Origin of the sequence: Clostridioides sp. ES-S-0108-01, from assembly GCF_020662285.1 — a bacterium.
Lineage (GTDB): Bacteria > Bacillota > Clostridia > Peptostreptococcales > Peptostreptococcaceae > Clostridioides.
On sequence record NZ_JADGMN010000005.1, the window covers coordinates 180341 to 193549 of the forward strand.

A 13209-nucleotide genomic window follows, 5' to 3' on the forward strand; every position below is an offset into this window, starting at 1 on the left:
TTTAATCTCTTACTAAAATATAACTGTAATCAGATTATCTTCTAATTCGACATTTTTACTTTCTGTTTCTACCACATCTAAAAATTGTGATGAATTTGTAATAACAATTGGAGTTACAACACTATATCCCGATTTCTTTATTATATCAATATCAAAGTTTAATATAGTTTGACCTTTTGTAATTCTATCACCTTGCTTTATACATGCCTCAAAACCTCTTCCTTCTAACTGAATAGTATTTAATCCAATATGAATAAGCACTTCAACACCTTCATCTGAAAGAATTCCTATAGCATGTAGACTGGGGAATAAAGTTGTAACCAATCCATCTACTGGTGCAACTACTTTTCCATCACTAGGTACTATAGCTATACCTTGACCTAGTACACCAGATGCAAATGCCGCATCTTCTATATCGCTTAAATTTAATACCTCACCTTTTATAGGGCTTGCTACTACTTCTCTTTCTAATTTAGTAGACTTAACTTCTTTTGTTTCTTCTTTTACTTTATTTTTTACTTCTTTGGCTTCTCCTACTTGCTCATCTTTATATAAAACCATAGTTAATACAAAGGCTACAATCATTGATATAGCTATACCAGAAAGAGCTACTATTAAGTTACCCATTCCTCCATCTGGTTCAATCATTGCTGGAAGTTCGAATATGCCCATTCCTCCAGTTATAAACTTTCTAAGATTAAAGAATCCATAGAAAGCCCCCCCAATACCACTAGCAATACAACTTATTATAAATGGTTTCTTCAAAGGCAATAATATTCCATAAATTGCTGGCTCGGTAACTCCAAATATACCAGATATAAAGTTTGGTATTGCCATCTCTCTTAACTTCTTATCTTTAGTCTTAAAAAATATAGCTAATACAACTGCCGAACTTGCAAATGTACAAGCAAAGAATGGCATCATAACATTATCGTATCCTAAAGTCATAACATTATTTATATATACAGGAATAAATCCCCAGTGCATACCAAAAATAACAAGAATTTGCCAAGTAAATCCTACTATAGCACCTGCTAATAATGGACTAAAATCTCTTATCGAAATTACAACTTGTGAAATAAGTGTAGAACCAAATGTTGCTATAGGACCTATAACTATAAGTGCAACAGGTAATGTTACTAATAATGTAAGCATTGGTACAAAGAAAAACTTAACTAAATCTGGAATAAACTTGTTAAATAATTTTTCACACTTAGATGCAAAGTACACTATAAATATAATTGGTACGACCGTTCCAGTGTAATCCATTGATATCATTGGTAGTCCAAAGAAGTCAATGTATACTGGAGATGCAAACATTGTTCCTTTAAATAAAGTGTACATAACATCTGTACCTGCTGATATACTGCTACCTTGTATAGCAGGATAACACATTGCAGCCCCTAGTGCTAATCCCAACATTGGTTTTAATCCAAATTTCTTAGCTGAAGTATATCCTAAAAATAAAGGAAGGAATGTAAACAATGCATCTCCCGCTGCATTTATTACCATATATCCACCAGATACATCACTATATAGCCCCATTGCTACAAATAAAGCATTAAAACCTTTTAACATACCACAGGCTGCCATTATTCCTAGTACTGGCTGGAAAATTCCTGATATTATATCGATACATTTATCTAACATGCTACCTGATTTTTTAGTTTCTGAATTTGCACTTGAGTCATCTAAATCAATTATTTCAATTACGTCTTTATAGACAGCTTCAACATGATTTCCTATGACTACTTGATACTGTCCTCCACTTTTCATTATTGTAACAATACCTTCCATGTTTTTTAATATATTATCATTTGCTATACTTTCATCTTTTAATGTAAAACGTAATCTCGTAATACAGTGTACTAATCCACTAATATTTTCTTTTCCACCAACATTTTTTACTATTTCTTGTGCTAATTGTTTGTATTTTCCCATTTTTTCCTCCATATTTCTTTAAATTAATTTTTTGAAATTTGAAGGTTTGGCCAACTCAATGTTACCATCCAACCATAGGTATAGTTTTTTTAGTATCACTCCTTTCAATAGCTATTACTATATTACTACTAAAAATTATTCAGCTTACACATTTGAATCTTTAACTACTTTAGCTAAATGTATAGTTAAATATATAAGCTCGTCATCTGTTAATATGTAGTTATATTGTTTTTTAATAAAATTTTTAATCTTAGCTACACATTCAAACTCTTTATTATATTTAGATTTAATAATGTTTAATAATTCTTTGTCTGTCTCACCTTCATGTTCACTATCTAAAAGTAATCTCTGTGCAAAAAATTTAAGATGCATTATAAATCTATAATAAAATACTGATTCCTCATGAAACTCTATCCTAAAATGATATCTAACTATACTAAGTACTTCTTGTATTAACTTTGTGATATCAGATGCTAAGGTATGGCCTTCACTTAACTGAGCATTTACTATATGAAAGGCTATAAATCCAGCTTCATCTTCTGGTAATTTTACATGTGTTTTGCTTTCAATAATACCTAGTGCTTTCATTCCAATTTCAAACTCTTCTTTATAAAATCTTTTAATTTCCCAAAGTATTGCATTCTTTACGTTTATTCCTTCTTTCATTCTTTGAATCGCAGAATATGTATGGTCACTTAATGATATATAAATACTTTCATTTAACTTCTTATTTAGTTTTTTTTGGGCATACTCTATAATTTTACTAGATAATTTCATGTGTTCTATAGGAATATTATTAAGTAATTCTTGTAACTTATTCGATATTTCTTTATTTGATATTCTAAATACTTTATTTACTTTAGTTTTATCTATCAAATCTCCTTTTGATTTTTGATAACCAATGCCTTTACCCATGACAATAATTTCTTCATCATTGTCATCTAATGTGATTACAACATTATTATTTAATATCTTATTAATTATCATGATTATCCTCCTTTTAAGCATAAAAAAAGCTTATCCATAATAATGGGCGTACTCCTTCCTAGGATACTGCTATTATTAATGAATAAGCTTAGCTTGTACTTAAACAATTACTACCTAATTCCAATTATTATGATAAAACATTAGACATATTTTGTCAACGTTTTCTTTAAATTTATTTTATATTTATATATAGAGACTATAATTTTTTTTGTTACTCTCATAATAATTTATTCCTGTTAAAAAAGTTGTTATATTGACTTATTTATTCTTAATCATTTTTTAACATTCTGTAATCGCATTAAACATATTTATTATACTTGAATTTATAAATGTAAATACAACTCTCTATGGTAATTTTATTTATCATACAGGGTCATTTTCTGATTTACAAACTCAATTACAACTTCTTCATCTAACTTAGAATCTATCTAAATAATAAAAAAATTTATGAGTCTAATTTAATATGTTTTTGAGTCACTATAAAAATAAAGCAATTTATACTTAGCACTACCAAGAACTCTATTAAAATTAATAAATAGTTAATATTATACTCTCTCTGCAACAATGAAATTAATAAAAATCTGAAAGATTCATAAAAAACTGATATAAGAATACTTTGGATAACTGATATAATTATCCTTTCTAATAAACCTATTTTTATTAATTTTTGTTTGCTCATACCTACTCTATACATAACTTGGTAATCTAGTATTCTCTTTATAAAAATAATTATTTGAGATGTTAATATTAGAAGTATGCTTGATAATGACACAGCAAATATAATATTCAAAAGTAATGACTTTTGATCATCAACATATGTTTTCATAGAGTAAGCAAAATCGTTATAGTCCTCTAAATTAGCATCTTTATCAACATATAATAATTTACTAAGTAAATTGTTATCTAACTTTTCTCTAAAAAAATATATAACTGGCTGATTTTTAGGTAAATCAAGGGTCTTAGGTGAAATAGTTTCATTTATATTTATATATCCTAAATCTACACCTTTGTTCAATGATTTTGGACTCAAAAAACCTATTACTTTAAAGTCTATATCTTTTCCATTAATTTTTAATCTTACAGTATCCCCTAGTTTATAATCTATTAAGTATCTATGCAGATAATTATTTATAATTATACTATTTTCGTTACCATTTTCTTTAAACCAGTTTCCATACTCTAAATCACTCTTTAATGTTGTTTCTTTAGTGTCAAATAAATCAACACTTAAGTCATTTAAATCATTCATCACATCTTTTCTATTCTCATATGGAATTTTGTCAATATAATCATTAATAGAAGTATTATTTACCGATTCTATACTATCTATTTTAATTGGATAATATTGAAAATAATCTATATCATTTTCGATAAGTTTTTTATCAGTAATTAATTTTCCCTCTAAAGTTGTTTGATATACAATTGAATTTTTTATACTATTGTCAACTTCATAATTGCTAAACATAGCAAAGGTTATTTCAGATATCATAAATAGCAACAAAACAAATATTATTGTTATTGTTAATAGACTAGAGCTAAAAGCATTAGTTTTACAATCATTATCAAGATATATAAAAGTAATTGAGTATTTACCTTTAATAAATTTTTTAATTATACATACTATTTTTAATGATGCATATATCAAACTGTATACCAATAAGTCTAGTAATACTAACACTAAAATAAAGAAAATACCTAGAAAAGATTTCACATATATTGTAAAAAAAATACTTGTTAAAAATATTACAAGAATTATGTCTGGAATAAAGCTGAATTTATATGTAAATAACATACTATCATCCCTATTTATTCCTTCATAAGGTATATTTTTGACAAAACTTATAGGAATTAATGAGAATATTGATGTTTCAATTATTATAATAACTATTGAAATGAGAATATTTTTGGCAATACTCAAAATAGAAATATCCAATAAATTAATATGCTGTAAGTTAATGTAGAATATAGTCATAGGAAGCCCAAAAATAATACCAATTATAATCCCCTTTATAGTAAGTGACATAAGTTCAGTAAATACTAGAAGAGATAAACTTCTTTTTTTAATTCCCAAAGCCTTAAAAGTTGAAAAATCATTTATTCGATTTAAAATAAATACAATAAATGTAGAACATAGACAAATTCCAGTAATTAATAATGAAATAGCTCCAATTAAATTTATTGAGTCTAATTGCATAGATATTCTATTCATTATTGACTGTTCTAATTCATCAATTGTTCTAACTTCAAAATGGCTTTTAAATACATCTTTTATTTCATTTTTAATATTTTTCGTATTTTCTTTGTCTATTATATTTATATAAGCCACATTATATTTAGTTTCATTAGGCAAATATACATAACTTTCTCCGACTACCTCTTGACCAACCTCTGCTTCTTTTTGGGCTGTACTTAATGAAAATCTTTTTGGTATTATATCCGTAACCTTGAAGTATGTATCATCATAAACTGAAGAATGTAGTTTTAAAAACACTTTATCCCCTATGTTTACATTTAATTTATTAGCTGTTTTTTGTGACAAAACTATATCATTTTCATTTCTTAATTTTAAATATGTATTTTGCATTTTTATATTGTTTACTACAGTCAATTCAGTACTTTCAATCATACCATTTGATAATATATTTGTGTTCATACTACTTCCTAACTGAAAGTCAATGTGTTTTTTATCTTTTAATTCTTCTAATTTATCTATTTGTTCACTCGTAAAATAGTATTTATTATATTCTATATTTTGTATTTTTATATCTCCACCATTTGTTATAGCCATATTTCTTTTAACTTCACTTGAATATGTATCAGTTAACACTCTTGTAAAGAGTAATATTGCTGTGGCAAATACAATAGATATTATACAAGAAAGTTTTAATAATTTATTATTTTTCAAACTATTTTTACTATATATTTTATAAATTTCATGAAATATCAATGTATCACCACCTATTTTATAATAGTTCCATCTTTGATGCTTATAATTCTATCACTATATTTTGCCATTTGAATATCATGAGTAACCATTACTATTGTAGTACCATATTCATTGTTTATACTCTTAAACAACTGCATTATAGCATGACTATTAGCACTATCTAATGACCCAGTGGGTTCATCAGCAAATAGTATATCTGGGATACAAACTAGAGCTCTTGCAATAGCGACTCTTTGCTTCTCACCACCTGATAATTGTTTAATATTGTTTTTTGTTTTTGATATTAGACCAACCTTTTGAATTATCTTATCTACTACCTTAAACTCTTTATCATCAGAAAAAATCAATGGTAATTTTATATTTTCTTCAACAGACATTGATGGAATTAAATTAAATGATTGAAATACAATCCCTATCTTTCTATTTCTATATTCAGCAAGTTAATTGTCAGTTAATCCCGATAATTTTTCACCACAAATATTCACATCCCCAGTATATTTTTTGTCAAGACCACTTAAAATACTTATTAGGGAACTTTTTCCGCTACCACTAGCTCCCATTATAGAAATAAACTCTCCCTCTTCTATGTGTAAATCTATATTCTTTAGTATGTTAATTTCTGTATTTAATAAGTTTATAACTTTAGATAAACTTGAGACCTCAATTATTGTTTTTTTCATACTATAATTTCCTTTCATATAAAACTTTTAAGATTGATTATTACTTAAAAGAGAGCATATAATACTCAAAGATACTAAAAAATTTTCTGCTAATAAGCTTTTTTAAGAATGATATATCTAAAAAAATATGATATTATCAGTAATTTTGAAACAAGATTTGATTTAACACCAAGTTTTGACTTAGACATACAAAATCACGCCTTAAAAGTTACATATTTATAATACTTCATATTATAAATATGTAACTTTTTTGAATAATTGTCAACAGAACATTGCGAATATTCAATAATATTTTATAAATATAACTTATAAAATATTTCATAATAAACGTCTAATAATTACAAATACTATTATAAAACTATTATTTACTAAATTTTTATAAGTTAAGCAGTTTTATTATTTATACTGTTTAACCAAGTTCATTATTTATCTATACCTGCTTTGATATTTTTTCTCCCCCAAATATATATGTCATAATAAATGGAGCAACCAATGCTATAAATATAACTATAAGTCCATTTACTATATTTGAAGTCCCCTTTTCCCCTGATAATCCAAGTACTGCCATTATACTATTTTGTGGAACATATAAGGTTACATGATTAATTCCTGCAAATAATCCTGCAATTCCTGCTCCTATAGATGCTAACATAGCAGGTTTTTTGAGTTTTAATGTAACTCCATAAAGAGCTGGTTCAGTTATACCCATAACAGCTGATATCCATGCAGCTGATGCTAACTGTTTTATCTTACTATCTTTACTTTTTAGTGCTACAGCTAGTGTCGCTCCACCTTGCGCTAAATTAGCACAAACTTGTGCTATTAATATAAGTGATTCTTGCCCTGTAGTTGCAAATGCTGATATAAATATAGGAGTCAATGCATGATGCATTCCTGTCATAACGATAAATGGCATTAAAGCTGCTAATAAACAAACCATTACAAATCCTAACCTTCCTTGTAGTAAACTTATTATGCTAGCTAATCCTTCTCCTAAAAAATTTCCTATTGGTCCAATTACGATTAATGCTATTGGCGCACTTATTAATAATACTAAAGTTGGATTTAAAATCGTTTTTAACATACTAGGTATTAATTTATCAATAAATTTTTCTATATATGACATCATCCATACTGTTAAAAGTGCTGGAATAACAGATGCTGCATATATAACACCCTGAATTGGTACTCCTATAAATGATATAGGGTCCCCACTTGATACCCATGCTGAGAAATTTGGATGTAAAAATACACCTACTACTATAACTGCTATTGACGTATTAACATTAAATTTTTTAGCTGCGTTTATTGCAAGTATTATAGGCATAAAGTAAAATGCTACATCTCCTATTATATCTAATATTCTGTATGTACTTGAATTTGATGATAACCAATTAAAAGTAGTACAAAGAGATAATATAACCTTTATCATACCTGACGCTGTAAGAGCTGGTATCATAGGTGTCATACAACCAGTTATTGTATCTAATATATTATTTAAAATACTATTTTTATTATTTTCATTTTTTATATCAGTTTTAATATCTCTATTAGGATTTATCCCCTCATTTACTAGTGCATTAAATACAATCCCTACCTCATTGCCTATTATGACCTGGTATTGAGTTGAGGTTGAGTTTACTCCAACTACTTTATCTATAGATTTTAATTCATCTGCATTCACTTTCTTTTTATCTTTTAATATAAACCTTAATCGTGTCATACAATGAGTCAAGTCAATTATATTATCTTTTCCTCCAAGTCCATCGATTATCAATAAAGCTACATTTGCATATTTATTTTTCATGCTTTATCCCCTCTTTTAAAATAATTTTTAATATAATCTTAAGCTAAACCGACCTTTTTACTCCAAACTTGTAATAGTGTATTGTAACTCAATAAACCAGTATCTTCTACAATATAGTCACATTTTCCTAGTACTTCTTTTTTTCCTACACCAATTGATGTCATATTGGCATCATTTATAGCTTTAATACCTGAATAAGAATCTTCTATTCCTATACAATCATGTTGTTCTAAATTTAGCATCTTACTCCCTTCAATAAAAATATCAGGATATGGTTTTCCTCTTTCTAATAGAGATGGGTTTACTATACAGTCAAACTCATCTTTTCTCCCCAAAGATTCCAATATTTTAGGTGCATTCTTACTGGCAGATGCTATTCCTAATTTTATATTATTTTCTCTAAGTTCTTTTATAAGTTTACTTATTCCTGGTAATATATCCTTAGATGTTAATGAACCTATTAACTTTATATACGTTTTATTTTTTTCTTCACACATCCTTAACTTTTCTTCTTTAGTATAACTATCTACTTTATTAGCACATATTAATATTCTATCTAATGATTCTTCTCTGCTTATGCCTTTTAATTTTTCATTAAAAGTTTCATCTATTTCTATATCTAACGATTTTGCTATATCACGCCAAGCTTCAAAATGATACTTAGCAGTATCTGTTATAACTCCATCAAGATCAAATAAAACTGCTTTCATATTAATTGCTCCTTTTAAAACTACTAGTAACTTCTATTACATTCTTTGATAATTTTATTTCTTTATTATCATGTAATATGGTTATATTTCTACCCTTTATTACCTTATAACAAGATTTATTCTCTTCTATATTTACAGAAACTAGACTATCTCTAAATAATATATTAAATTTAATGCTTTTCCAATGTTTAGGAATCCTTGGTTCAAAACTTAATTTATTATTTTTTATTTTCATTCCTGCAAATCCATATACTAAACTCATCCATGTTCCACCCATATTAGCAGCATGTATTCCATCACTTGTATTTTTTTGTATGTTATTAATATCCATTAATGCCGTATCCATAAAGTAGTTATAAGCTTTTTCATGATTTCCAATTTCACTTGCCATCATTCCAAATATTGACCTTGACAAAGATGAATCATGAGTAGTTATTTTTTCATAGTATTCAAAATCTATCTTTTTTTGTTCTAAACTAAACTCCTCAGGGAAAAGTAATGCTGCAAGTACAGTATCCGCTTGTTTATTTACTTGATATCTATATATTGTTAATGGATGATAATGAAGAAGTAATGGATATTTTTCTTTTGGTGTATTTTTTAAATCCCACACTGATTTTTCTAAAAATGAATCATCCTGTTTGCTTATTTTCTTCTTTTCATCATATGGTAGATACATATTTTCAGCTGCCTTTATCCAGCTTTTTACTTCATATTCTTGCAATTTAATTTTTCTAAACACTTCGTTTGAATATAAATTATGCTTAAATTTATCTACCATCTGTGCCGCATATGTTAAATTATATTTAGCCATTAAATTAGTATAGTAATTATTATTTACTATTGCTGTATATTCATCTGGACCTGTTACTCCATTTATACAGAATTTATTATTTTTTGTTTCTATATAATCTCCAAATTCGAACCAAAATCTTGCTGTTTCTATAAGAATTTCTAAGCCATTTTGCATCATGAATTCTTCATCATTAGTTACTTCAAAATACGTTCTAATCCCATAAGCTATGTCTGCATTTATATGAAATTGTGCTGTTCCTGCTGGATAATATGCACTACATTCATTCCCACTTATAGTTCTCCATGAATATAAGCAACCTTTATTTATTCCAAGCTCTCTAGCTCTTTTTCTTGATGCATCTAAAATTGAATATCTATAATCTAATAAAGCTCTAGCAATAGATGGTTGAGTATATATAAAAAATGGTAATATGTACATCTCTGTATCCCAGAAATAGTGACCCTCATAGCCATCACCTGTAAGACCTTTAGCTGATATATTAGTCTTTCCATCTCTTCCTGCTGATTGATAAATATGAAATAAATTAGTTTTTATTCCTAATTGAAGTCTTTTATCGCCTTCAATCTCTACATTAGAAGTTGTCCAAAATTCATTCATTTTCTCTCTCTGAATATTTTTAACTTTATCAAATCCAATATTACGTGCCTCTCTTAAAACCAATTCTAATGATTTTAAACGCTCTCCTGATTGTAAATATTCTAATGATTCTAGATATTCTTCTGATTTTAAACGTTCTTCATTTAGATTCAAATCAGAATATACTCTACCATATCCTACAACAATCTCTAAATTTAACTTTTCACCTTCTTTAGCATAAACTTCTATTTCTCGCTCTATACATTCATCTGAAACATTATAGGTCTCATTTATAATATTTCCACAAGTAATATATGAATCAAATCCACACCATAACCCTAATTTACTTGTTTTTGTAATTAAATTCATAAAATACTTATCATTATATTTTTTTATATCAATTTTAAATTGATTCTTATTTATAGACGCCACCCTTGGGTCATCTACTTTTTCACAATTAAATTTCTCCACATTATTTTCCATTTTATTTTTAAAGTTTATTTTTCCATTAAAATTTAATGGTGTTATTGTGTATGAAATCATCATTAATTCTTCTATGTCTTGAGACACTAATCTTTCTATAGATACTTTAACTTTTTTCCCATGAGAATTTTCCCATATAAATGAACGTGTAAGAGTCCCTTCATTTAAATCTAGTATCCTAGTATGTTCACTTGTAATACCTTTTGATAAATCAAAGTAATCTCCTTCAATAGAGAAGTTTACTATATGAGCATTAGGTAATTTACAGATAGTCTCATTTTGTTTTGCATAACCATAAGCAGTTTCTCCATATGTAATTGGAGATGATTCATAAAATCCATTTACATATGTACCTATATTATCTATATACTCATTATTAAAATCAGACTCTTCAATATTCCCTCTAATTCCTAAATGCCCATTAGCTAGTGTAAACAATGTTTCATTGGATTTTATTATATCTTTACTAAGCCCTTGCTCTATAAGTTGATTCTTAGTATTAAGTATTAAACTCATAATAGCACTCCTTTCTTAAATGAATTATACATGAGTTTCCATATCATTAAATAAAATTTCTCCATTTGTTTCTATTACTTTTTTATACCAAAAAGCACTTTGTTTTTTAGTTCTTTTAAATGAACCTCTTCCATAGTCATCAGAATCAACATGAATTATACCATATCGTTTTGTCATCTTTCCTTCACTTACACTAGTTACATCTATGCATCCCCACATAAGATATCCTATAAGCTCTATTCCATCTTCAATTACTCCAAGAATCATATTTTTTATATGTTCTTTCATATAATCTATACGATAATCATCAATTATTTTTCCATCTTCATTTACAATATCTTGAGTACCCAGCCCATTTTCTACTATGAATAAAGGAAGCTGATACCTTTCATATAATTGATTCATAGTTATTCTTAATCCTACAGGGTCATTTTGCCATACACTATTTGACTTTGGAAGATATGGATTTTTTATGGTTTCTGGTCCATTTGACTTTGACTTTTCTAAGCCTTCAGCTCTAGCTGAACTACAAGCACTAGAATAATAGCTAAAAGATACAAAATCTACAGTATTATCCTTAAGCGTTTGTAAATCTTCCTCTTTTATTATTAATTTTATTTTATTTGATTTTAAATAATGATTCATAAAGCTCGGATATACGCCTCTAACTTGAACATCAGAAAAAAATAAATTATGCTTTTCATGCTCTAACGCTGCAAATACATCCTCTGGTTTACATGTATATGGATACGTTTTTCCAGCAGCTAACATACATCCAAACTTAAACTTTCTGTTGATACGTTTTCCTATTTCTATAGTTTTTGCATTAGCTAATAATTGATGATGTACTGCTTGATACTTCTTTTGAAGTTGATTTTCATTATTTATAAAAGTTAATCCAGCTCCTATATATGGAATATGCATTATCATATTCATTTCATTAAAAGGAATCCAGTATCTGACATCATCTTTATATCTTTTCATTAAAATTTCAGCATATTTAACATATAAGTTAACTACCTTTCTATCTGCCCACCCTGAATATTTTTCAACAAGAGAATAAGGTATATCAAAGTGACTTATAGTTATCAATGGTTCTATATTATATTTTTTCAATTCTTTTATTATATTATCATAAAGTTGTAATCCCCTTTCATTTGGCTCACTTTCCTCTCCTGTTGGAAATATTCTTGACCAAGAGATAGAAAATCTAAAACATCTAAAACCTAATTCTGCTAACATTGCTATATCTTCTTTATAATTTTCACAAAATTTAATCCCTATATGACTTGGATAATATTGATTATTTTCATTTAAAATATTATCCTCATCTAAAAATACATCTTTTAATCTCTTATCATTTAACGGAAGTTTATCAAATTGCGACAAACCTTTTCCCCAGCCTAAATAAAATCCTTCACTTTGATTGGCTGAAATTGCTCCTCCCCATAAAAAATCTTTATCTAATTTCATACATCTACCTCTTTCACAATATAAAGTTTTATAATATCTATCTCATATTTAGTTATAAGATTTTTTTCTATAACTATATCTTTCAAATAATTCAATTATATTTTTTAACTCATTATAATTGATATTACCTATTTTCAATATTTTCATAGTACATATTAATATTAGATATCTATTTATATATAATTATATACATAGCAAATATATTTTTATATCCTCATTATTGTTATCTTATTCTCATATATTGCTGTATATTTATATATAAAAAAATAAGA

Annotated in this window: 7 protein-coding genes and 1 pseudogene; all 8 read right to left on the reverse strand. The window is 26.9% G+C overall.

Annotated elements, in window-relative coordinates:
* Nucleotides 1–12: 12 nt before the first annotated feature.
* Nucleotides 13–1941 carry a beta-glucoside-specific PTS transporter subunit IIABC gene (locus IR152_RS07075; protein WP_227451084.1) on the reverse strand — a complete coding sequence of 643 codons (1929 nt, stop codon included), beginning with the start codon at nt 1939–1941 and terminating at the stop codon, nt 13–15.
* Between the two features lie 144 nt (nt 1942–2085).
* Complete coding sequence (gene licT / locus IR152_RS07080) at nt 2086–2928, reverse strand: BglG family transcription antiterminator LicT (RefSeq protein ID WP_227451085.1); 843 nt, start codon at nt 2926–2928, stop codon at nt 2086–2088.
* Nucleotides 2929–3373: 445 nt separating this feature from the next.
* Nucleotides 3374–5875 (reverse strand): ABC transporter permease, encoded by a 2502-nt coding sequence (locus IR152_RS07085; protein WP_227451086.1) that lies wholly within the window; start codon nt 5873–5875, stop codon nt 3374–3376.
* 11 nt (nt 5876–5886) lie between these two features.
* Nucleotides 5887–6573: pseudogene (locus IR152_RS07090) on the reverse strand (ABC transporter ATP-binding protein).
* 412 nt (nt 6574–6985) lie between these two features.
* The gene (locus IR152_RS07095) at nt 6986–8362 is read right to left on the reverse strand and encodes a PTS transporter subunit EIIC (protein ID WP_227451087.1); all 1377 of its coding nucleotides are present in this window, start codon (nt 8360–8362) and stop codon (nt 6986–6988) included.
* A 38-nt stretch (nt 8363–8400) separates the two neighbouring features.
* A complete protein-coding gene (pgmB, locus tag IR152_RS07100) occupies nt 8401–9072 on the reverse strand; it encodes a beta-phosphoglucomutase (protein WP_227451088.1) in 672 nt (223 codons plus the stop codon).
* 1 nt (nt 9073) lies between these two features.
* Nucleotides 9074–11464: a glycoside hydrolase family 65 protein gene (locus IR152_RS07105; RefSeq protein ID WP_227451089.1), complete on the reverse strand. Its 2391-nt coding sequence runs from the start codon at nt 11462–11464 to the stop codon at nt 9074–9076.
* Between the two features lie 24 nt (nt 11465–11488).
* On the reverse strand, nt 11489–12937 hold the full coding sequence (locus tag IR152_RS07110) for a family 1 glycosylhydrolase (protein ID WP_227451090.1): 1449 nt from the start codon (nt 12935–12937) through the stop codon (nt 11489–11491).
* Nucleotides 12938–13209 lie beyond the last annotated feature (272 nt).

Coding starts and splice junctions, on each gene's coding strand:
- pgmB (WP_227451088.1), bottom strand. CDS start 9,072: ATGAAAGCAGTTTTATTTGATCTTGATGGAGTTATAACAGATACTGCT.
- IR152_RS07105 (WP_227451089.1), bottom strand. CDS start 11,464: ATGAGTTTAATACTTAATACTAAGAATCAACTTATAGAGCAAGGGCTT.
- IR152_RS07075 (WP_227451084.1), bottom strand. CDS start 1,941: ATGGGAAAATACAAACAATTAGCACAAGAAATAGTAAAAAATGTTGGT.
- IR152_RS07095 (WP_227451087.1), bottom strand. CDS start 8,362: ATGAAAAATAAATATGCAAATGTAGCTTTATTGATAATCGATGGACTT.
- IR152_RS07110 (WP_227451090.1), bottom strand. CDS start 12,937: ATGAAATTAGATAAAGATTTTTTATGGGGAGGAGCAATTTCAGCCAAT.
- licT (WP_227451085.1), bottom strand. CDS start 2,928: ATGATAATTAATAAGATATTAAATAATAATGTTGTAATCACATTAGAT.